Origin of the sequence: Metapseudomonas resinovorans (genome assembly GCF_002003485.1) — a bacterium.
GTDB lineage: Bacteria > Pseudomonadota > Gammaproteobacteria > Pseudomonadales > Pseudomonadaceae > Metapseudomonas > Metapseudomonas resinovorans_D.
In genome coordinates this window covers 142,871-164,985 of the sequence record NZ_BDMA01000066.1, presented here as the reverse complement: position 1 = coordinate 164,985, position 22,115 = coordinate 142,871, and the positions used below count along the sequence as shown (strand labels likewise).

The window sequence follows — 22,115 nt, the reverse complement described above, 5'->3', positions numbered from 1 at the left end:
GTCGTCGTGCCATCGACGTCCTCCACCGTACCCCGCGAGGCCGTCAACACCTGGCCCTGGGTCGGCGTGATATCGCTGATCACCGGTGCCCCCGTCGGCGCATCGTTGACCTGCGTGGCCGATACCAGATCGGTCACATTCGACAGCACGGTCTCCAGTACACCATTGGCGTCCTTGTAGATGGCCATCACCCGCAGGGCCAGACCGGCCAGGTCTTCCGTGATGCGGAAGGTCCGGCCAGTGGCGCGGGCCACCTCGCCGGCGGCGACGAAGGTGATGTCTTCGAAGATGCCGGTACCCGGATTGGTTTCCACCTGCCAGTAATAGGACACCGGACCGGTGATAGCGCCACCGGGGTTGTCGGCATCGGTGACACCGGCGAGGGACGCGCTCAGTAGCGAGCCGACCTCAGGCGTGCCATCACTGATGCTCACGACGCCCACCGGGCGCGCATCGGTGCCGGACAGGTCGAGGATCCCATCGGTGAACTGCAGGCGTTCGATGCCGGTCAGGCGGTCGGTACCGTCACGGCCGACCACCCGGTCGGTGATGCTGACCGAACCATCGGGGTTGACGGTGAAGTCGTACTCGGACGAAAGCCCCTGATAAGCCGCGGTATCCAGCGCCGCAGTGCCCTGCAGGATCTCCCGCACGATCACCAGTTGCCCCGGTCTGTAGGTGCCGTTGACCATCAGCGACACCATGTCGGTCATGTTGTTGAAGCTGGCGATCTCCGGACCGCTGCCATCAAGGTTCTGGCGCACGCTGATGCGTACGTTCAGCCACTTGTCGCCATCGATCAGGTCATCGCCACCCCGTCCCATGATGATGTCGCTGCCGCTGCCACCGAGGATGATGTTGCCACCCTCGAAGAAGGTGACACCGGCACCCAGGAACTCCTGCAGGCCGGCGATCAAGCCGATGTTGGTCAGCACGCTGCCCTTGGCGCCTACCGTCGGCAGGGTGGTGGCATCGGCATCATCGCCACTGAGCACGTCACCGAACGCCGATCCCGACAGACCTTCGACGCCGTCGAAGCGGGCCAGCACCGACGCACCCGACCCCGGTTGTTGCGGCTGATCGAAGAAGCGATCGCTGATGTCGACGGTGACGCCGCGGGTATCGTTCTTGAAGGTCGCCCAGTCGTATCCGGAAGACCCGATGTAACGGTCACCCTGGCCAGCGCTGCCGACCATGATGTCGTCACCGCCTTCGGCGTTGAACTTGTCGTTTTCGCCGCTGCCGACGTACACGTCGTTGCCGGCGATCGGGTCGTTGCCGGCCGGATCGAAGTTATCGCCAGGAGCGCCGTCGGAGGTGCCGGCTTCCAGCCAGTCGTCCCCTTCGTTACCCATGTCCTGCTCGTTGGCTTTCGAGCCCAGGATGAAGTCGTTGCCCTGGCCGCCGAAGGCTTCGCTGGCGTCCTCACCGGTGACGATGAAGTCGTTGCCGAAGCCGCCGAGGATCAGGTTGACGCCATTGCCGCCCTGGATCACGTCGTTGCCGTTGTCACCCTTGATGTTGTCGTCGCCACCCACGTCCGTGATGATGTCGTCGCCGTCGCCACCATTGATGAAGTCATTGCCGTAGCCGCCATCCAGACGGTCGTTGCCGCCGTCGCCATAGAGGGTGTCATCGCCCTCGCTGGAACGCAGGATGTCGGCGTTGGAGCTACCGCCCAGCACCACATGGTCGGTGCCGCGATACAGCAGGTAGTTGGTGTCCGCACCCGGGGTCGCCGGGTTGTCGCGGCTTACCAGCGGTAGCAGCGGGTTATCGCCCAGCGGGTCTGAGTTGCCGGCAATACCGTCGGCGCCCACCACATCGTCAGCCGTGCCCTGGATACCATCAGCCCCGGCATCGTTGAGGCCGGTGTGTTGCAGGGCCTGGTTGACTTCGAGGGTGAAGGCCGGGGTCAGGAAGGCTACGCCCGGCAGGTGGGTGGCAGTGGTGTTGGCCATGATCAGCTTGGCGAACGAGTTACCTTCCAGCTCGGCGTTGAAGTTCAGGCCGGCGGTGCGCTCCAGGTAGTAGAAGCGGTCACCGTCCTGGAGTTTCTCCAGCTGGTTCTCGAACACGAAGTTGAAGGTCGAGCCCAGCATGCCGCCGAACGGCGTGACCTTCTCGGCCAGGCCACCGATCCAGAAGTCCACCAGGTTCAGGCCGGTCTCCACGCCAGCCCAAGTGCCGGTGCTGTTGAGGAAGTCCAACCGGTCGGCAGGTGCACCAGCACCGCCGAGGACGATGGCCGTGGCCGCCGCGCGCTTCTCGGCCAAAGTCGTTGCCGTCACATCGATGGAGTCGTGGGTGCCGTACGCCGCGATGAAGTTGATCAGCGACTCCGGATGCTTCAGGTGCATCACCATGTCGGCCCAGCTGACGTAGGGCTTCAGGTTGGCATCGCCAGTGGCCTCGTAGAACTGCGCACGCGCATGGTTGAGCGTTGCCACGCCGGTGTCACGGCCCCGGGCGATGTTCAGTGCGGCGAGGTCGAGCGGCAGGCCCACCAGGTTGTTGCGCAGGGCCTCGGTGACGAACTCGTCGATCTGGTTACCCACGGTGCGAGTCACGCCACGGACGATGGCGCTGGTGGCGTCTTCCGGGGTCAGCCCGCTGGCGGCATAGGCCAGAGGGTTGAGGAAGGCCGCGATCAGGCCCAGTTGCTGGTCGTTGGTCGGGTGCAGCGGATCGACCGTGACCGGGTTGAAGTTGGCGTCGAAGCGGTCGACCGTCTCGGTCAGCATCGAGTGGCCGAAACGGTAAACCGTGTGGGCGAACTCGGCGACGATCGAGGGATCGAGGTTGACGTCATAGACCTGGGTCGGCGCGAAGAACGGGTCGACGTTCGGCTGGATGGTCCGTGCGAACTCCTCGAACACCAGGTGCTGGTACTGCATCTCGGTACCGAACTTGGCGGTCTGGAACAGGCGCTCGCCATTCCATTGCAGGGCTGCGATCTCGGCCGGCGTGGTCGGGAACGTGGTGACCGGAGCCAGCAGCCACTCATTGATGAAGGCCACGTCGTTGCTGGCCAGCACGGTGCTCTTGGTCTGCTCGACCAGACGGTTGTGCTCGGAGTGGAAGATCGCGTGCACAGCGGTCAGGCCGATGTTCTCGTTGACCCGGCCGTCACCGGCCATGTAGTGCGCGTCCAGCAGCTCGTTGTCGTAGGTTCCGGTCGCCGGCGTGGTGCCGACGTTGACGATATCGTCGGCGTCGGCCGTCAGGCCACCGGTGGGATCGGCACTGTGGGCGATGTCGATGAGGAACTGGTGACCGGTGCGCACGGCATTGGTCAGGTCGACCGGCGCCGCCGGAGTACCTGATACCAGCACATCGTCAGCGGTACCCGGCAGCCCATCCGGGCCGACCATCACGACTTGCGGGAATCCGGTGATCGGATTGCGAATGAAGTTGCCGTAGTCGTCGGTAGCCAGCAGCGGCACATTGAACACATCGTCATCGGTCAGGTTGATCCCGAGGATGTCGCGGGCCTGGGCCTTGACCACCGCCCAGGTGGCCATGCCGCCGATTTCCACATCGTCGGCGGTGCCGAACACGCCATCAGCGCCCAGGTTGCGGTTGGTGATGAGTTCACCAGTCGCCCTCGGCCCATTGGGCGTAGAGATGTACTCGCGCAGGAACACCTGGTGCGACGGGTGCGAGCTGTAGGTCTGGTTCTGGTCGACGAAGGGCGACGTGGTGTTCTCGTTCTGCCCCGGTACGCCACCTACCTGGGTAGCGCGGGTGAGGACCATGAAGTTGGTCGGGCTACCGATGACGAAGCGCGGATCATCCGGCTGCAGCGGAATGAAGACCGTGCCGCTGCCACCCTTGGTCACCAGGTCCAGACCGTGGTCGAAGAACTGCCCGAAGAAGGTCATCCACGCGTTGAACGGCGCAGTCAGGCCGGCGTCCGGCATGGTGTTCGGAATGAAGTTCACCTGCTGGTCATCGGCGGTACCAAACAGGCCATCCAGGCCCGGGCTGGTCACGAGGGTCGAACCATCAGTCCCCGCGGCCGCCGCAACGGCTGCCGGGTTGTTGTTGGTCTGGTCGACGATCAGGTTGGAGATCGTGCGCGGGTCACTGTCCACCACGTTGGTGGAGGAGTTGTAGTTGGTGTTGGTAACACCCAGGAACGGTGCTTCGTCCTGCTCATTGGTGAACTCCGCCGGCAGCAGCCGCGGGAAGGTATTGTCGGCGGCACCGAACTGGCTCTGGTCGATACCGGAGAAGTTCAGCAGGTTGTTGAACTCACCGGTGACGGTACGTAGCCCCATGGAGGCACGCACGTTCGGTAGCAGGGACAGCAGGTCGACGCCACTGGCATGGGCTTCGGCAATGCGGATCTGGTCAAGGATGAAGTCCAAGTCCCCACGTACCAACTGGATGCCAGGTCCACTCTGGGTAACGCCCGGCCCCGGATCAACCGCGGTAGTGGGCGGCGGCGGGGTAAAGGGAGCCACAGCGGCGCTGGCTGCCGAGAACACCTGCTCGGTCACGCCATTGCCGTCGGCGTAAACACCTTTCACCCGGAGCGACAGCCCGGCCAGATCAGGCGTGATGCGGAAGCGCAGGCCGTTGGCGCTCTGGAAGGCCAGATCGCCCGCCGGAGCGGCGATGATGTCCTCGAACACACCGGTGCCCGGATCGCGCTCCACCTGCCAGACGTAGTTGACGTCGGTGATGGCGCCCGGATTGTCGGCATCAGTGACGCCAGCAGCCGATACGGTGAGGAAGTCCCCGACCTGCAAGGTGCCGCCGTTGGTATCGGTGATGGTCAGTGATCCAACCGGCTCGGCGTTGAGGCCGGCGACCAGCACCTGGCGGGCGTCAGAGAACTGGATCCGTTCGACGTTGGTCAGGCGGTCGATGCCGTCGCGGCCAGCCACCGAGTCAGTCACCGTGAAGGAGCCATCGGCATTGGCGACGACGGTGTATTCGTTGGCACGCCCCTGGTAGTTGGCGGTGTCGAAATCAGCACCGCCATTGAGCAGCTCACGCACGGCTACCAGTTGGCCTGGGTTGAAGGTGTGGTTCAGCATCAGCGGAATCAGGTCCACCATGCTGTCGAAGCTGGCGATCTCCGCACCAGTGCCGTCGGCATTGGCACGTACGCTGATGCGCACGTTCAGCATCAGGTCACCATCGATCAGGTCGTTGCCGCCGCGACCTTCCATGATGTCGCTGCCGCCACCGCCGAGGATGATATTGCCGCCGATGAAGGTGTCCACCAGGTCGTCCGCGGTGCCAAGAATGGCGTCCGCACCGACCGAGGCCTGGTTACCGAGGAACGCCCGCAGGCCGGTGATCAGGTCTAGATTGGTCAGCGCGCCGCCGGTGGCGCCGCCGTGGTCGACGATGGTGGTCGGGTCTACGTCGTCGCCGCGCAGGATATCGGCGAAGGCAGAACCGGACAGGCCTTCCACTTCAGCAAAGCGGTCGAAGATCGAGGCCGGCGATTGAGCCACCGGGAAGGCGATATGGTCACCCACCTCGCCAATGCCGAGGAACGCGGCCAGGGCCAGGTCGACGGTGACGCCGATGTTGTCGTTCTTGTAGGTGACCCAGTCATAGCCGGACATGCCGTCCATCTTGTCCTGGGCATCGCTACCCACGAAGATGTCGTCGCCGCCCTCCCCGATCATTTCGTCGAAGCCGCCACCGCCGATGAAGACGTCGTTACCAATGACGTTGTCGGCCAGCAGGGGGGCGAAGTTATCGCCGGGCGCGCCGTCCTGGGTACCCCATTCGATCCAGTCGTCGCCCTCGTTACCGGTGGGCGGCAGGCTGGTCTTGGCGCTGTAGATGAAGTCGTCGCCCTGGCCACCGAAGGTGGTGGACATGTCTTCAATGGTGACGATGAAGTCCTTGCCGTTGCCGCCCAGGATCAGGTTGCCGGCCCCGCCGGCCATCATGTTGCCGACGTGGATCACGTCGTTGCCGTCGCCACCTTCCATGCGGTTGTCGCCGCCGGCATCGGTGATGATGTCGTCACCGGCGCCGCCCATGACGGTGTCGTTGCCGTAGCCGCCTTCCAGCACATCGTTGCCACCGTCTCCGTAGAGGGTGTCGTCGCCATCGCCGGAAATGATGGTGTCATTGTTGGCGGTACCGCCGAGGACCACGTGGTCTTCACCGGTGTAGCGCAGGTAGTTGGTTTCCACCGCGGCGGTGTTGGGGTCGTCACGCATCACCAGCGGGGTGATTACCACGCCGTTGATGACGATGCCGCCGAGGGGATCGGAGTTGCCAGCAATGCCATCGGCACCAACCACATCGTCTGCCGTGCCCTGGATACCGTCCGGGCCGGCATCGTTGAGCCCGGTGTGCTGGGCAGCCTGGTTGACCTCAAGGGTCCAGGTCGGGGTGGAGAAGATGGCGTTGGGCAGGTGTGTGACGTCTGTGTTGAGCATCACCAGCTTGGCGAAGGAGTTGTTCTCAAGCTCCGTGCCGAAGTTCATGCCTGCGGTACGCGACAGGTAATAGAAGCGGTCGCCGTTCTGCAGGGACTCCAACTGGGTCTCGAAGACGAAGTTGAAGGTCGAGCCCAGCATGCCGCCGAAGGGCATCTTCTCTTCGGCCAGGCCGCCGATCCAGAAGTCCACCAGATCCAGGCCGGTGGTGGTCACGCCATCGGCACCGCTGGCCCAGGCACCGGTACTGTGCAGGAAGTCCAGGCGGTCTGCCGGCTCGCCAGCACCGCCCAGCACCAGCAGGGTCGCGGCGGCGCGCTTGGCCGTCAGGGTGGTGGCATTGGTGATACTGGTGTGGGTGCCGTACGCGGCGATGAAGTTGATCAGCGATTCCGGGTGCTTCAGGTGATCGAGGAAGTCCACCCAGCTCGTGTAGGGGTTGAGCTGTTCGTCGCCGGTCATGCGGTAGAACTCGCGGCGCGCGGCGTTCAGCGAGGGAATGCCGGCGTCACGGCCACGGGCGATGTTAATGGCGGCGAGGTCCAGCGGCAGGCCTACCAGGTTGTTGCGCAAGGCCTCGGTGACGAACTCGTCGATTTCGTTACCCACGGTGCGGGTCACACCACGGACAATGGCGCCGGCGGCAGCTTCCGCAGTCGGACCGCTGGCGGCATAGGCCAGCGGGTTGAGGAAGGCGGCGATTAGGCCCAGTTGCTGGTCGTTGGTCGGGTGCAACGGGTCGACCGTGATCGGGTTGAAGTTTGGGTCGAAGCGATCGATGGTCTCAGTCAGCATCGAGTGGCCAAAGCGGTAAACCGTATGGGCGAACTCGGCGACGATGGACGGATCGATGGTGGTGTCATAGCCGGACGGCGCCAGGAACTCGTCGACCTGGGGCTGGATGGTCCGGGCGAACTCTTCGAACACCAGGTGCTGGTATTGCATCTCGGTACCGAACTTGGCGGCTTGGAACAGGCGCTCGCCGTTCCAGTCCAGGGCAGCGATCTCGGCCGCGGTGGTCGGGAATACGGTCGGCGCCGTGCCCGGCATCAGCCAGGGGGCCAGCTCGGCCAGGTTGCCGGAGGCTAGCAGGGTGCTCTTGGTCTGTTCCACTAGGCGATTGTGCTCGGAGTGGAATACCTGGTGCACAGTGGTCAGGCCGATGTTCTCGTTGACCCGGCCGTCACCGGCCATGTAGTGCGCGTCCAGCAGTTCGTTGTCGTAGGTCCCGGCTGCGGGCGCAGTGCCGACGTTGATGATGTTGTCGGCATCCGCCGTCAGGCCGCCGGTGGGATCGGCGCTATGGGCAATGTCGATGAGGAATTGGTGGCCGGTGCCGACCGCATTGGTCAGGTCGATGGGTGCCAGCGGGTTGCCTTCCACCAGGACATCGTCGGCGGTGCCGGCCAGGCCGTCGGCCCCTTTCATGACCACTTGCGGGAAGCCGTTCGGGCCCTTGATGAAGTTACCGTAGGCATCAGTGGCCAGCAGCGGCACATCGAACACATTGGCGTCGGTCAGGTTGATCCCGAGGATGTCACGGGCCTGGGCCTTGACCACCGCCCAGGTGGCCATACCGCCGATTTCCACGTCGTCGGCGGTGCCGAAATCGCCATCGGCGCCCAGGGAGCGGTTGGTGATCAGCTTGCCGGTAGCGTGTGGATGGCCGTCTGCGCCGATCTCGTAGGCACGCAGGAACACCTGGTGTGAGGGGTGTGAGCTGTAGGTCTGGTTCTGGTCGACGAAGGGCGAGGTGGTGTTCTGGTTCAGGCCGGGGCCGCCGAACTGGGTGGCACGGGTCAGCACCATGAAATTGGTCGGGCTACCGGCGACGAAGCGCGGGTCGTCCGACTGCAGCGGGATGAAGATGATGTCGTTGCCGCCCTTGGTCACCAGGTCCAGGCCGTGGTCGAAGAACTGCCCGAAGAAGGTCATCCAGGCGTTGAAGGGGGCGGACAGGCCGGCATCTGGCGCGACGTTGGGAATGAAGAAGGTCGGCGTGTCATCGCCCGTGCCAAACAGGCCATCGAGGCCAGGACTGGTCACGATCTGGGCGCCGTCCTTGAGCACGTCGTCGGGGGTTCCGAGGGCCCCGTCCGGGCCGGGGTCGAAGGCCGTCGCCACCGCTGCCGGGTTGTTGGCCGTCATGTCGACAATCAGGTTACTGATGGTGCGCGGCTGGGAGTCGATCACCGTGCCGGTCGTCTGCGCATAGGAGGTTCCCGCCTCCGCAGGGCGGAACACCGGGTCCAGCAGGCGCGGGAAAATGTTGTCCGCAGCGCCGAATTCGGTCTGGCCGGCGAACAGGTTGTTGAACGAACCATCGATGGTGCGCAGGCCGAACGGCACCTGCACGTTGGGTAGCAAGTCGCGAAGGTCCTCGCCGGAAGCGTGTGCTTCAGCGATGAGAATCTGCTGGAGGATGAAATCCAGGTCCGCGAGGTTGAAATTGGCCATTTTGCTGATTCCTCAATTCCGACTGCGTAGGGGCGTGCGCCATGGCAGCAAGGTCAGGCGCCACGCTTTCGACTTGACTTCGGGATTTGGGGGACTAGATGACGCCTACCTTGAAGCGACGCTGGTGCTAGCGCAGTTCATGCTCTTCAGCAGGAGGTTCTATCCCTGAAGGTGCCGGCGATGTGGACCGGCACCGGGGTCAACGACCCGGCGGGCCGTGATACTCGGAGAGATGTGCAGAGATGGGCGGAATCGCCCCCTGGAATGGAGCTGGATGGACAGTGCTCATGACGTTCTCCCTAGCTTTTATTGTTTCCCGGCTAAGGCTGCAGCGCCCTCACGATGCAGCTGCCCACGGCACGAAACAATTTCTTACATACCTGACTAAAGATTCGGCCAAAAACACTGTCAAGCGACCGCCATTCCTACTATTTTTGCTCTTTTTGATTAGTTAACTCATTGTTTTTTAATGTTTTAATACTGAAATATGTGCTTACAAAGATGAGAAAAACACGCCATTACGGGGCCATCCCCACCCTTTTCGGGGCCATCACCCAACGCTGAAAAGCCCGTCCTAGAGCCATTCAACGATCAATCTTCCGTTGATCCGCTGTTTGCCACCGCCCGGAAGCAGCAGGCATAGGCTTGCAAAATCCGCGAATTAGTGAGTCAAAAAACCGTGCTTTTTGCCTGAAGTCAGCTTTTTGTAGGAGCGAGCTTGCTCGCGAAAAGGGGCGGCTCAGAAGCTTCGCGAGCAAGCTCGCTCCTACGGTCCGCTAGCGCCCCACGATGAGGGGCGCAGGAATGGGTATCAGGCCAGACGCACGCTGGGGGTACGACTCACCACTTCCAGTTCGCCGATCTTCTCCAGCCGTGCCCGCACGATATTGCGGCTGATGCCCAGCAAGCGGGCGGTCTGCAACTGGTTGCCGTGGCAGAAGCGGTAGGCGGTGCGGAACAGCCGTTCCTCGATCCGCTCGTAGAGGTCCGGCTGGTTCTCCTCGAACAGTGCCTCCAGCGCGGCCTCAAGTCCGATGGGCTGTAACGGCACGTCCTGCCGGGTCGAGGCCGGACGCAGGTCCACCAGTTGCAGGTCGCCGGGTTGAACCTCGCGATTGCGGCAAACCAGCAGGGCGTGGTGGATGGCGTTCTCCAGTTCGCGGATGTTGCCCGGCCAGCTGTGGGCGAGCAGCTTGCGCTCAGCCCCCTCGCTCAGGCTCGCCGGGGTGTAGCCGAGGCGCCGCGAATGTTCGGCGAGAAAGAATTCCGCCAGGGGCAGGACATCGCCTTTGCGCTCGCGCAGCGGCGGCAACTTGATACTGGCCACATGCAGCCGGTAGAACAGGTCCTCGCGAAAGTGCCCGGCGACAACGGCATCCGCCAGGTTCACGTTGGTCGCCGCCACCAGGCGCACGTCGATGGGAATCGGCGTGCGCGAGCCCAGCCTTACCACTTCCCGCTCCTGCAGCACTCGCAGCAGCTTCACCTGCATGTTCAGTGGCAGATCGCCGATCTCATCGAGGAACAAGGTGCCGCCATTGGCCGTTTCGAACCAGCCGGCCTTGGCCTGGGTGGCACCGGTGAAGGCGCCCTTCTCGTGGCCGAACAACTCGCTTTCCACCAGGGTTTCGGCAAAGGCGCCGCAATTCACCGCAACGAACGGGCCGCCAGCGCGGCGACTGAGATTGTGGATATGCCGGGCCACCAGCTCCTTGCCGGTGCCGGTCTCGCCAATGATCAGCGCATTGGCCTCACTGGGTGCCAGGCGCTCGATGCGGCCGAGCAGTTCCTGGGAAGCCGGGTCCTTGAAGACCAGCACGGTGGCCCGTACCGACTTGGTCAGTTCACGGGCATTGGGGAGAGTAAGCAGAGACATGGTGCATTCCTGGCAGCCGATAGCGCAGGGGAATGATGCCCGAACACATATAGATAAAAAAATTATTGATTGATATTTATATATTCGTATTTCGCATATACGAACTGTCCGAATGCCCGCAGAGGTGTTGCCACAGCAACACTTCATCAGCACAACTGTTGGCCATTCACCAGCAAAAAACCGGAAAACAGCGCTGAACTGCCCTGATTCAGCACACTTTTCGCCTTGGTACGCCCTTTGCTCTGTCCTGCTGCACACAGAGCAACATCACAAGGGATTCCCCATGACCAAGCCGATCAAAGTGGTCGCTGTCACCGGCAGCACCTTCCGTCCTTCCCGCACTCTGGTCCTGACCCAGGCCATCGTCGCCGAGCTGGGCCAGCACCTGCCCATCCAGAGTCACCTGATCGAACTGGGCGACATCGCCCGCTCGGTCGGCGGCGCCCTGTCCCGCAAGGAACTGCCGGAAACCGTCGAGCATGAACTGCGCGCCATCGAATCCGCCGACCTGCTGGTGGTAGCCACCCCGGTCTATCGCGGCACCTATCCGGGCCAGTTCAAGCACCTGTTCGACCTGATCGACCAGAACGCCCTGATCGACACCCCGGTACTGCTCGCCGCCACCGGTGGCAGCGAACGCCATGCGCTGGTCCTCGACCACCAGCTGCGTCCGCTGTTCAGCTTCTTCCAGTCGCTGACCCTGCCCATCGGCGTCTACGCCTCCGAGGCCGACTTCGACAACTACCAGATCACCAGCGACGCCCTGAAAGCCCGCATCCAGCTCGCTGCCGAGCGCGCGGCCCCCGTGTTCACCGGCAACGCCGCCAAGCTGCTGAAGATCGCCTGAAGGACCTGACATGAACGTTTTCTGGTTTCTCCCCACCCACGGCGATGGTCATTTCCTTGGCACCAGCCAGGGCGCCCGACCGGTCTCCCTGCCTTACCTCAAGCAGGTGGCACAGGCCGCCGACAGCCTCGGCTACTACGGGGTTCTGATCCCCACCGGCCGCTCCTGCGAGGACTCCTGGGTGGTGGCCTCGGCGCTGGCACCGCTGACCGAACGCCTGCGCTACCTGGTGGCGATCCGTCCGGGGATCATCTCTCCCACCGTTTCCGCGCGCATGACCGCGACCCTCGACCGCCTTTCCGGCGGCCGTCTGCTGATCAACGTGGTCACTGGCGGTGATCCCGACGAGAACCGTGGCGATGGCATCCACCTCAGCCACGCCGAGCGCTACGAAGTCACCGACGAATTCCTGCGCATCTGGCGTCGTGTGCTGCAAGGCGAGTCGGTCGACTTCAAGGGCAAGCACCTGCAGGTGGAAAACGCCAAGGCGCTCTACCCTCCCCTCCAGCAGCCCTACCCACCGCTCTACTTTGGTGGCTCCTCCGACGCGGCCCATGATCTGGCTGGCGAACAGGTGGACGTCTACCTGACCTGGGGCGAACCGCCAGCCGCGGTCGCGAAGAAGATCGCCGATGTGCGCGAACGTGCCGCCCGCCACGGCCGCACCGTGAAGTTCGGCATCCGCCTGCACGTGATCGTCCGCGAAACCGCAGAAGAAGCCTGGCGCGCCGCCAGCAAGCTGATCGAACACATCTCCGACGACACCATCGCCGCCGCCCAGCAATCCTTCTCCCGCTTCGATTCCGAGGGGCAACGGCGTATGGCCGCGCTGCACGGTGGTCGCCGCGACAACCTGGAAATCGCCCCCAACCTCTGGGCCGGCGTCGGCCTGGTGCGCGGGGGCGCCGGCACCGCCCTGGTGGGCGAACCGCAGCAGGTGGCGGAGCGCATCAAGGAGTACGCAGACCTCGGCATCGAGAGCTTCATTTTCTCCGGCTACCCGCACCTGGAAGAGGCCTACCGCTTCGCCGAGCTGGTGTTCCCGCTACTGCCCGAGCCCTACGCGAGCCTGGCCGGACGCGGTGTGACCAACCTCACCGGTCCCTTCGGCGAGATGATCGCCAACGACGTGCTGCCCAAGACCGCCGCCGCCCGCTGATCCGCCCACGCCCCTTCCCGGCGAAGGGGCGATGCAACGACAAGAAATCCACCTGAAGAGGTAATCCGCGTGAATGCCCCGCAGCATCTCACCCTCCCCACGCCGCTGCAGATCGCCCGCGAGCTGGCGGCCGGCTTCGCCGAAACCGCGGCCGAACGCGACGCCCGTGGCGGCACGCCCAAGGCCGAGCGCGACGCCATTCGCCAGAGCGGCCTGCTGTCGCTGATCATTCCCGTGGAACACGGCGGCCTGGGTCACGACTGGCAAACCACCCTGGACGTGATACGCGAGTTCGCCCGCGTGGACAGTTCCATCGCCCATGTCTTCGGCTTCCAGCACCTGATGCTGGCCACCGTGCGGTTGTTTTCCCGCGCCGAACAATGGCAGCCGTGGTTCCAGCTCACGGCACGCAACCGCTGGTTCTGGGGCAACGCCCTGAATCCGCTGGATACACGCACCACGGTGAAGAAGTTCGCCGGCTGGCGCGAGTTCTCGGGCAAGAAGAGCTTCTGCTCGGGCGCGCTGGATTCGCAGATGCTGATCGCCTCCGGCCTCGACGAAGAGAGCGGCAAGCTGCTGATCGCCGCCATCCCCACCGCCCGCAGCGGCATCAGCCTGGCGGATGACTGGGACAACATGGGCCAGCGCCAGACCGACAGCGGCAGCGCAATCTTCGAGCGCGTACGGGTCGAAGAGAACGAGCTGCTGCTGGACCCGGGCCCCTTGAGCACGCCGTTCGCCTGCCTGCGCCCGCTGATCGCACAGCTGATTTTCACCCACATCTACCTGGGCATCGCCGAAGGCTCCTTCGAGGACGCCCGCGCCTACACCCTCAAGGAGGCGCGGCCCTGGTTCAAATCGCCGGCCAGCCATATCGGCGAAGACCCCTACGTCCTGGCCCACTACGGCGAGTTCTGGGTTGGCCTGGAAGGTGTTCGCGCGCTGGTGCAACGCGCCTCCAGCCTGCTCGACGCCGCGTGGAACCAAGGACCAGACCTCGGGGAGGCCCAGCGCGGCGAACTGGCCCTGGCCATCGCCACCGCCAAGGTGGCCGCCACCCGGACCGGCCTCGACCTGTGCAGCCGCCTGTTCGAAGTCACCGGCGCACGCTCCACCCACGCCGCCCTGCGCCTGGATCGCCACTGGCGCAATCTGCGCACCCAGACCCTGCACGACCCGGTGGACTACAAGGTCCGCGAACTGGGCGAGTGGGCCCTAAACCAGACCCTGCCGAAGCCGACCTTCTACTCATGAAAGCACCGCGCCAAGCCTCTTCCAACCTGCTCACGCTGCCCCCCTCCCCGGCCCTGGCCACTTCGGTCAGGGCCACCGCCCAGGTATTCGAGGACCCGAAGTCCCAGTCCCTGCTGGCGCACCTCCAGCAAGTGGCGCCGAGCGAGGCCAGCGTGCTGATCATCGGCGAGACCGGCACCGGCAAGGAGCTGGTGGCGCGCCATGTGCACAACCTCAGCAGTCGCCGTGACGGCCCCTTCGTAGCGGTCAACTGCGGCGCATTTTCCGAATCCCTGGTGGAAGCCGAACTGTTCGGCCATGAGAAAGGCGCCTTCACCGGCGCCCTGGCGGCCAAGGCGGGATGGTTCGAGGCGGCCAACGGCGGCACCTTGTTCCTCGACGAGATCGGCGACCTGCCGATGCCCATCCAGGTCAAGCTGCTACGTGTGCTGCAGGAGCGTGAGGTGGTGCGCCTCGGCTCGCGCAAGAGCATTCCCATCGATGTGCGCGTGCTGGCGGCCACCAATGTGCAACTGGAAAAGGCCATCAACGCCGGGCACTTCCGCGAGGACCTCTACTACCGACTCAACGTCGTCAGCCTGGAACTCAGCCCTCTGCGCGAGCGCCCCGGCGATATCCTGCCGCTGACCCGTCACTTCATAGACGAGTACAGCCGGCGCCTTGGCTATGGCCGCAGCGAGCTCAGCCCCGACGCTGAACGCAAACTGCGCGGCTACTCCTGGCCAGGCAATATCCGCGAGCTGGAAAACGTCATTCACCACACCCTGCTGATTTGCCGCGATGGCGTGATCCAGGCAGCCGACCTGCACCTGTCCAACCTGCGCATCGACCGCCCGGAAGAACCGCGCGGCGTCGAAGGGGGTGCCGAGGCGCAACTGCAACAGGCGTTCCAGCGCCTGTTCGAAGAGCAGGCTGGCGACCTCCACCAGAAGGTCGAAGACGCGCTACTGCGCGCGGCCTATCGCCATTGCCACTACAACCAGGTACACACAGCCAACCTGCTGGGACTTAGCCGCAACGTCACCCGCAGCCGCCTGATCGCCATCGGCGAGTTGGTGGTGAGCCGGCGCAGCACGCAGCGCATCGATGGCCAGCGGGAAGTGCAGTTGTCGGTCTGACCGTTCAGCTTGGTAGCAAGGTGCCGACGGGCAGCGAATCCGGGGCGTCGCACTCTCCCACGACGGGCGGGGAATCGTCCTGGCCGCTGACCGGTTCATCCTCGGCATCCAGGCCGACGACGCCCAGCACGCGGTAGCAATCGACGTCGTCCTCCAGGGGAATGGCGAACAGTCGGACCGTTTCCGGCAGGGCGAAGCGATGTACCTCCTCGCCGATGGCGACGCCATTGCGAAAGGCCTGCAAGTACAGCTCGGCGGCCACCGCCTCGCCCTCCTCGTCGCGGCTCAACACGCCGACGAGGCTGTCTTCTTCGTCAATGAATTGCTGCCAATGTCCGCGCAGGTGAACGTCCGCCGCCTGCACCGGGCCGACTGCCGACAGCCCGAACAGGCAGCAGAGCGCCAGGCCCCGAAAGCCCACGCCCATCAGCGACTACTCAGCTGGCCGTAACCTTCCGGGGTCGGCAGGCCGAGCCATTCCTGCCAGCGCTGCAGGTCACCGCGCGCATTCTCGAACAGTGCGCTGGCCTGCATGTTGTCCAGGGACTTCACGCACTCTTCCAGCGCGGCGTCCTCTCGCAGGCAGGGGTTGTCAGGCGGCAACTGGGTGCCTGCCAGGTACGAAACCAGGAAGTAGGTCGCCGCGTTGTCGTTGGGGAAGATGTGCTTGCCGCCGGTGCGAAGCCAGCCGCGCAGGGCTTCGGTGAGGTTGTCGGCATAGGCCTTGGCGTCGGGCGTGAAATCGACCTCGGTGCAGTCCTTCAGATACAGGCTGCTGGCGCTGTCGTCGGAGACCTTGCCGAAAACAGTGCAGTAGAGGTCGACGTATTTTCCCTCGACCACCGGCTCGGAGTATTTGCGCGGATCGCTGTGGAGCTCCGCCTGCACGTTCAACTGCGGATGGGCGCCGGGCAGTTCCAGGACCACGTCATCGGCATAGTCGACCCGAACGCCCAGGACCTCACCAGTGACGATGAGCTTGCGACCTTTGAAGAACGGGTCCACCGCCTCCTCGTCACCTTCGTAGATCTGAGCCAGGCGCGAGCTGGGCATGCGCTCCATCGGGTTGACCATCGCCAGCTCGTTCAGCGCCGACTTCCCCCCGTCCAGGGCGACCAGGTAATCCTGCTCCATGATGTGCCGGAAGAAATTCAGGGCGCCCGGATTCACTTCCGGATGGTCCGCCGCATCTTGTCGCGTCGAGGCTTCACCCTCGGAGTAGATGCGTTGTGGCGCGGGGGTCTTGGTCAGCTCACGGGCCGTGGTGGTGATGTGCACGCCCAGCAGGAACAACGGCACCGAGAGCACGACCACAGCGACGCTGCACCCTTTTCCGGTCAGGCTTTCGATTGCCCGCCAACTGGCGGGGCACAGCCAGATCGCGCCGGAGAGCATCAGCAAGCCGCCGATGACGGAGTTGCGCATGACCCCGAACGAGACGGCCACCAGGACCGAACAGACGATCCAGCAGATCAGCCGGATGACAGGTACGAACTTCATTCAACGCCCCTTCTGGTAGCAAGACAGGCCCCGGAAGTTTCGGGGGAGGCCCGAGCCTCCCTCGGGTCATCGACCTCGGGACGGGCGGATTCTTGGAGGGGGAGCGGAGAAATCAAAATCAGCAATGTTCATTTGCGGTTAGCAGAGCGCTGGAGGCGGATTCCGAGGGGCTTGAAGGACGTTGGAGGAAGTTTCCTCCAGGCTTCAACGCTCAGCTGACACAACCCTCACCCCCTGCCCCCGCTCTGCGCCCCGGCCTGATCGCTTCGCGATCCGGCGTTCATCGGCACTGGAAGCGGTGCTTCCAAAAGCGTGCCTCTTTACCCCAGAGGTAGAGGGGTGACTCGCGCTGGCGGCTCTGTACGTCCCGGGGGCACCCTTCCTGTGGGGGCGAATTCATTCGCTAAGCAGGCCGAAGGGCTGCCCTGATACTCCGAGCTGCCAGTTCACCCTCTCCCCCGGCCCCTCTCCCGGAGGGCGAGGGGTGACTCGAGCCGGCGACTCCGTACTTCCCGTGGGGAACCTTCCTGTAGGGGCGATTTCAATCGCCAAGCAGGCCGAAGGGCTGCCCTGATACTCCGAGCTGCCGGTAATCACCCTCTTCCGAACGCGGCCCGCCCCGCCCCCTCTCCCTGAAGAGGAGAGGGGTGACTCGCGCAGGCGAGCCAATAGCCAACCTGAAGCAGCCAGCGGCCCGAAACCAGCCCGGTACAGGGCCCCAACATCAATGAACATTTTTGATTCGCATCAGGCCCACGGCGGCTTCGAAAATCGACACCGTGACTACTTCAACGGAGTGCCTGAAATGCTGGTCCTGTGTCGCAATGTCGGGGAATCCCTGGTCATCCAGAACACCTCGGATACCCTCACTCGCATCAAGGTCGTTCGCACCGAGCGGCCCATGGTCATCCTCAGCGTGGAAACCCGCACCCTGGATGGGAAGCTCAAGGAAGTGACCGAACTTCGCCTGCCGGAAAGCGCCTGACAGGGGCAGGCGCCGGAGGGTGGCCAGCCGTTGCCACCGCTCCAGGAGCCCGCCTGGGGGTTCAGCGGTTAAGGCAACGGAAGTTGTCGATCTCCCGGGCGTAGTAGCAGATCGCGCCCTCCGGCGCCGGCAGGAACTCCAACCGCATCGTCGCCCCCGTCGCCAGGCCGTACTGGCGGCCGAACAGCACGTCGGGGATTTCACTCATCCGTTCCATGGGCCTGGCCCGACTCGTCTGGGCCTTCTGCAGGCGGACATCGATACTGCGGGGTCCGAAATGCAGGACGTCCGCCACCAGCGACGCGTAATTGACCTCCGAAGCGACTCGCTCCATGGCAGCGAAGCTCATCTTTTCACCGATGATGAGCCGCTCTTCCAGGCGAATCCGCGCACCGTCGTTGAGCACGATGTCGCTGGTGCCGTGGTAGGAAACGCCGAGCCTGTAGGCGGGACGGTCGAACACCAGGCCGGCCACGGCCAGCAAGGCCAGCCCGCCGAGGATGAAGGCGTGTTTGTAGCGGCGCAGCATCATGGCCAGCCCCTCATGCAGCGACGGACCATTTCCAGTTGCAGGTTGGCCATCTTGTTGTCCTCGAGAAAGATCAGGTTCTCCGTGGTGCCATCGGTACGCACGCAGGCCAGGTCGTAGAGGCGGTTCGAGCGGTTGATCCAGATATGTCCGGCAAGGCCTTCCTCGCGCGCATCCAGCGCCGGCTTGAAGGTCTCGCGAATCCTGGCGTTCTCCTCGGCGCTGTCGCCGATGAAGTGGTAGGTCATGGGACCGGCCGCCACGTCTTCGATCACCAGCTCCGACGCTGCGTCGTCGAACACACCCAGGCGATACAGCGCCACCAGGGCGAGCAGGCAGAACATCAAGGCATAGGCAGGTACCAGCAGCTTCGGCGAGCGGAGCAGGTTCGCCAGCCGATGCCGTGGGGCGGTGGATGGAGAATCGGCGGTCGTAGGGGCCTGCTCCGCGTCCGACCCGGCCACGACCTCGGCGACGCCCGGCGCGGACGCCGATGCGGGCGGCGGCGTGGCTTCGTCGGCGACCTGTTGCGCGTTGAATCGATAACCCCGGCGCGGGACGGTCTGCAGCAACTCGTGGTCGGTGCCGTCTTCGATCAGGTTGCGCAGGGTGAATATCGCCTGGTTCAGACTTCCGGCGGCAACCACACGGTTATCCCAGGCGTATTCCATTATTTCGTTGCGACTGCGGGTTTCCCCCGGTTTATCCAGAAGAAGTTGCAACAAGCGGGACTCCGAATAGGAAAGTGTCACCGCGCGCGGTTCACCCACACTCGAACTTATATGCAACTGGTTGCTTGCGGCATCAAACAATACTGCGCCGCCACTTTTCAGGAAGAACTTGAACTGGTTTTTCATGAATCTTTTCTGAGCTTATTGATTTCATTAACCACAGGAATGATGCGGATTCTCTCGCACATCGACTCCCAGCTGCGCACCACACGGCACAAATAACGATTTTTGATTCTTGTTCTGGCCGCCCTTGGCCCACAGTGCATGGGCGCCGGAAAGGGCGCGAAAGCAAGGCTTCACGTGCTCTTTCATCCGGACGAACCGCTTGCGGCAAGCCGGATTGCGTTCGTGCCTGCGACCACTCCCCGGTGCATCGAGCAGGCCGGCCGGCGCAACCCCAACAGGAATTCCCATGCATATCAAAGAACTTTCCATCCTCTCGCTTTCGATGGCGCTGTGTGGCTGTTCAATGGCACCCGCCATCGACACGACCGAACTATCGACGCAACCGGCCACTGCGCCTTTGCAAATCATTGAAAGAGACGAAGGCACCATTGCCTGGAAGAAATATCCAGCGCCACTTTCAAGCAAACACGACAAATCGATATTCATCGACTTGCCCAAGTCACTCGCCAATAACGAGCAGGTTTTCAGCGAGTCCGATGCAGATATCAACAAACTGCTCCTCCACTTCCGTGGCCAACTGGAACGGCAATTGTCCTCAGCCGGCTACCGCCTGGTGAACCGGCCCACACCGGGGGCCCTGTCCTTGCGCGTATCGATCGCCGATCTCCAGCGTAAACCCCGTGATCCGAACGTCACGGAGTACATCCCGATCGGCATGCTGATCGGCCTCTCCCTGCACGTCACCGGCGTGCGCGATGAAACCCTCTATGTGTTCTTCGAAAGCGAAGTCCGCGACGGCACCAGCGGCGAAACCCTCGCTCGCGCCGTCGACCGCGCCAAGGGTCGCAACATCGGGCAATCCGACAAACCCACGGTCGAGGACATCTATCCCGCCCTCGACGCGAGCGCATTGCAGATTCGCGAACGCCTGGACAGAGAGTTCCGACCAAAAGGTTCGGCCTGATCCCCCGCTCCAATCCAACCAACCCCACAGGACAAATGATGAAATTCGGCAAACAACTGGCAGCCGCCCTCCTGACCTTCAGCTCCCTCAGCGCCTTCGCGGATGACCGCGGCCTGTACGTGGGCGGCGGCGTGACCCGGGTCGAAATCGACGAGCACACCCTCGGCGACGACGACAACAGCTACAAGGCCTACGTCGGCTACCGCTTCAACCCCTACCTGGCGGTGGAAGGCGCATGGGTCGACCTGGGCAGCTTCGAAGGCGAGCGTGCCGATTTCGACGGGCACTCCCTGCAGGCCGCCGCCCATTTCGGCATTCCGGTGGGCGACCGCGTGCGCCTGTTCGCCAGTGCCGGCGTGCATGCCTGGGAGGCCGACGACGACAGCGCCGGCGACAGCAGCGACCTGGACCTGACCTACGGTCTCGGCGTCGAAGTGGACGTGTTCCGCAACGTCGGCGTGCGCCTGGAACAGGAAGTCCTGAAGGTCGGCGACATCGAACTCGACCAGACCAGCGCCAGCGCCTACGTGCTCTTCTGATTCCCCGTGCGGCTCCTGCCTCGGCAGCGAGCCGCTCCTTCCCAGGGGCTGCATCTCAGCCCCTTTTTTCCAGCCTGCCGAACAGGCTTTCCGACTGCATTTCCTCCCGCTCCTGGGCGAATCGGTAGGAGACGTAGTACTTGTACACGTTGCTCACGTAGTCGAGGGTTTCGCGCCCCAGTTCCCTGGCCGCCATCCGCTCCACATGGCCGTACCAGCGATCCGGGTCGAGACCTTTTTCCCGCGCCATGCGCCTGATCTTCTGCAGATTGCCAGGCCCCGCGTTGTAGGCAGCCAGCAGCATGAACATACGGTTGTCCGGGGTCAGCGCCGGGTCGTCCAGGTAGGTGTCGGCGAGAAAACGCAGGTACTTGCTGGCAGCTTCGACGTTCCTTTCCGCACTGCTGCCCACACCTGACACCCGCACATTGGGATCCGCCGCGGTACTTGGCAGCACCTGCATCACCCCCACCGCGCCCTGGTTGCTGCGCGCACGCTGGTCGAACCGCGACTCGTGGAACGCCTGGGCCATCAGCATCAGGGGATCCAGGCCATGGCGCTCGGCGGACGCGATGAAGGCCCGATTGAGGCGGTGGAAGCGACGCAGCTCGTCGGCTGAAGCCGGTTCATCGAGAAAGCGTCCGGCATCCAGCCGGTCTTCCTTCCAGGCTCGCGCCGGGCGCCTGCCGCGCTGCTGGTCACTGAAAAACTCCGCCAATACATCACGCAGCTCGGGATTGCCGTCGCGCACGGCCCAGGCGTAGGGGCCGCCCCAGGAGAATTGGAGGGGCTGGATCGCAAGGTTGTCCAGGGTCGGCTGCCAGGCTTTCGCCACGCGCCGGTCCACCACGGCTGCGGCGAGCGTCCCGGCATTCACTCGTCCCAGCAGCTCCTCGGGCTCGATGCCTTCGGCTTGGGGCAACAGATGAATCGGCGCCAGACCCCGTTCGCTGAAGGTCCGGCTCAGTTCCACCAGTCCCCAGAAATCATTGCTCAACGCGGGTACGGCGACCTCCTTGCCGGCCAGGTCATCGAGGCGCGCCAGCCTCGCGCCGGAGGGGCCGCTCACCAGCACCGGTTCGCTGCGGAACTCACCGGACGCCATGACCACCTGACCACCTGACCACCTGACCACCTGACCACCGAAGCGTGCGCGCTCGTCTGCCACCAAACCACCTGCAGCAATGTCGCCGACGCCACGGATCAGGCTGGGTAGCAACTGGTCGCGGCTCACCGGGATGAACATCACGTGCCAGCGCGAACCACCACTCCGGCGCGGGTATCGCTGATTGAGCCAGCGTTCGAACGCCAGTCCGGTTTCATGGCTGACACCCTTCTGGCGGCCTTGCTCGATGTGGAAGAAGGTGCGGCTGTAAGGGACCAGGATGCGGATGGTGCGGCGCTCGCGAATGCACTCGAAATCATAGGTTCGATTCGGCGGCGGCTCGGGTGCGAGCATCGGCGCTGCAATCGGCACGACGTTCTGCTGCACGGCGTGGGCCAGCGGCAGGACGCCCAGCAGCAGGCCGGCCGGCAGGGCGATCACGCCCGGGAGCGAGCGCAGCAATGTGCGCCCTGTACGAGTTGCCATGGGAGTTCCTGTGTTCGGAT

General features: G+C 63.9%; 14 protein-coding genes. 7 read left to right on the top strand and 7 right to left on the bottom strand.

All coding sequences use genetic code 11. The features are described 5' to 3' along the window. A partial coding sequence (locus tag MnOB_RS19270; RefSeq protein WP_077525840.1) for a peroxidase family protein occupies positions 1-8,876 on the bottom strand: 8,876 nt, incomplete at its 3' end. An 811-nt stretch (positions 8,877-9,687) separates the two neighbouring features. Beyond that, positions 9,688-10,752: a sigma-54 interaction domain-containing protein gene (locus MnOB_RS19265; protein WP_077525839.1), complete on the bottom strand. Its 1,065-nt coding sequence runs from the start codon at positions 10,750-10,752 to the stop codon at positions 9,688-9,690. A gap of 283 nt (positions 10,753-11,035) precedes the next feature. On the opposite strand from MnOB_RS19265, the gene msuE reads away from it, so the two are divergent. From msuE to MnOB_RS19245, 4 genes are all read left to right on the top strand, one after another. Beyond that, positions 11,036-11,599 carry an FMN reductase gene (gene msuE / locus MnOB_RS19260; protein WP_077525838.1) on the top strand — a complete coding sequence of 188 codons (564 nt, stop codon included), beginning with the start codon at positions 11,036-11,038 and terminating at the stop codon, positions 11,597-11,599. A 10-nt stretch (positions 11,600-11,609) separates the two neighbouring features. After that, positions 11,610-12,758 carry an FMNH2-dependent alkanesulfonate monooxygenase gene (gene ssuD / locus MnOB_RS19255; protein WP_077525837.1) on the top strand — a complete coding sequence of 383 codons (1,149 nt, stop codon included), beginning with the start codon at positions 11,610-11,612 and terminating at the stop codon, positions 12,756-12,758. A gap of 69 nt (positions 12,759-12,827) precedes the next feature. Next, positions 12,828-14,012, top strand: a complete 1,185-nt coding sequence (locus MnOB_RS19250; protein ID WP_077525836.1) for an acyl-CoA dehydrogenase family protein — start codon at positions 12,828-12,830, stop codon at positions 14,010-14,012. Next, positions 14,009-15,130, top strand: coding sequence for a sigma-54 interaction domain-containing protein (locus MnOB_RS19245; RefSeq protein WP_077525835.1), 1,122 nt, complete (start codon positions 14,009-14,011; stop codon positions 15,128-15,130). The genes MnOB_RS19250 and MnOB_RS19245 overlap by 4 nt, the downstream gene beginning before the upstream one ends. Before the next feature lie 4 nt (positions 15,131-15,134). Here the strand turns inward: MnOB_RS19245 and MnOB_RS19240 are convergent, their stop codons facing one another. Both MnOB_RS19240 and MnOB_RS19235 read right to left on the bottom strand, forming a co-directional pair. After that, complete coding sequence (locus tag MnOB_RS19240; RefSeq protein ID WP_077525834.1) at positions 15,135-15,557, bottom strand: hypothetical protein; 423 nt, start codon at positions 15,555-15,557, stop codon at positions 15,135-15,137. Beyond that, entirely contained in the window at positions 15,557-16,630 is a 1,074-nt protein-coding gene (locus tag MnOB_RS19235) for a hypothetical protein (protein ID WP_077525833.1), read from the bottom strand. Before MnOB_RS19235 ends, MnOB_RS19240 begins: the two co-directional genes overlap by 1 nt. Positions 16,631-17,435: 805 nt before the next feature. On the opposite strand from MnOB_RS19235, the gene MnOB_RS19230 reads away from it, so the two are divergent. Beyond that, entirely contained in the window at positions 17,436-17,615 is a 180-nt protein-coding gene (locus tag MnOB_RS19230; RefSeq protein ID WP_158713834.1) for a hypothetical protein, read from the top strand. 61 nt (positions 17,616-17,676) lie between these two features. Here MnOB_RS19230 and MnOB_RS19225 read toward each other — a convergent pair whose 3' ends face one another. Continuing rightward, complete coding sequence (locus MnOB_RS19225) at positions 17,677-18,147, bottom strand: hypothetical protein (protein WP_077525831.1); 471 nt, start codon at positions 18,145-18,147, stop codon at positions 17,677-17,679. Beyond that, positions 18,144-19,001: a winged helix-turn-helix domain-containing protein gene (locus tag MnOB_RS19220; RefSeq protein WP_077525830.1), complete on the bottom strand. Its 858-nt coding sequence runs from the start codon at positions 18,999-19,001 to the stop codon at positions 18,144-18,146. Before MnOB_RS19220 ends, MnOB_RS19225 begins: the two co-directional genes overlap by 4 nt. Positions 19,002-19,287: 286 nt before the next feature. On the opposite strand from MnOB_RS19220, the gene MnOB_RS19215 reads away from it, so the two are divergent. Together MnOB_RS19215 and MnOB_RS19210 are read left to right on the top strand one after the other, a co-directional pair. Continuing rightward, positions 19,288-19,965, top strand: coding sequence for a DUF3313 domain-containing protein (locus tag MnOB_RS19215; RefSeq protein ID WP_077525829.1), 678 nt, complete (start codon positions 19,288-19,290; stop codon positions 19,963-19,965). A 38-nt stretch (positions 19,966-20,003) separates the two neighbouring features. Continuing rightward, positions 20,004-20,504, top strand: a complete 501-nt coding sequence (locus tag MnOB_RS19210) for an outer membrane beta-barrel protein (RefSeq protein WP_077525828.1) — start codon at positions 20,004-20,006, stop codon at positions 20,502-20,504. Between the two features lie 55 nt (positions 20,505-20,559). Here the strand turns inward: MnOB_RS19210 and MnOB_RS19205 are convergent, their stop codons facing one another. Further along, positions 20,560-22,095, bottom strand: coding sequence for an MltF family protein (locus MnOB_RS19205; RefSeq protein WP_077525827.1), 1,536 nt, complete (start codon positions 22,093-22,095; stop codon positions 20,560-20,562). Positions 22,096-22,115: the final 20 nt, after the last annotated feature.

Bases quoted from the DNA above. Each gene is read 5' to 3' on its own strand.
- MnOB_RS19265 (WP_077525839.1), bottom strand. From the start codon at position 10,752: ATGTCTCTGCTTACTCTCCCCAATGCCCGTGAACTGACCAAGTCGGTA.
- msuE (WP_077525838.1), top strand. From the start codon at position 11,036: ATGACCAAGCCGATCAAAGTGGTCGCTGTCACCGGCAGCACCTTCCGT.
- ssuD (WP_077525837.1), top strand. From the start codon at position 11,610: ATGAACGTTTTCTGGTTTCTCCCCACCCACGGCGATGGTCATTTCCTT.
- MnOB_RS19245 (WP_077525835.1), top strand. From the start codon at position 14,009: ATGAAAGCACCGCGCCAAGCCTCTTCCAACCTGCTCACGCTGCCCCCC.
- MnOB_RS19240 (WP_077525834.1), bottom strand. From the start codon at position 15,557: ATGGGCGTGGGCTTTCGGGGCCTGGCGCTCTGCTGCCTGTTCGGGCTG.
- MnOB_RS19235 (WP_077525833.1), bottom strand. From the start codon at position 16,630: ATGAAGTTCGTACCTGTCATCCGGCTGATCTGCTGGATCGTCTGTTCG.
- MnOB_RS19230 (WP_158713834.1), top strand. From the start codon at position 17,436: ATGCTGGTCCTGTGTCGCAATGTCGGGGAATCCCTGGTCATCCAGAAC.
- MnOB_RS19225 (WP_077525831.1), bottom strand. From the start codon at position 18,147: ATGATGCTGCGCCGCTACAAACACGCCTTCATCCTCGGCGGGCTGGCC.
- MnOB_RS19220 (WP_077525830.1), bottom strand. From the start codon at position 19,001: ATGAAAAACCAGTTCAAGTTCTTCCTGAAAAGTGGCGGCGCAGTATTG.
- MnOB_RS19215 (WP_077525829.1), top strand. From the start codon at position 19,288: ATGCATATCAAAGAACTTTCCATCCTCTCGCTTTCGATGGCGCTGTGT.
- MnOB_RS19210 (WP_077525828.1), top strand. From the start codon at position 20,004: ATGAAATTCGGCAAACAACTGGCAGCCGCCCTCCTGACCTTCAGCTCC.
- MnOB_RS19205 (WP_077525827.1), bottom strand. From the start codon at position 22,095: ATGGCAACTCGTACAGGGCGCACATTGCTGCGCTCGCTCCCGGGCGTG.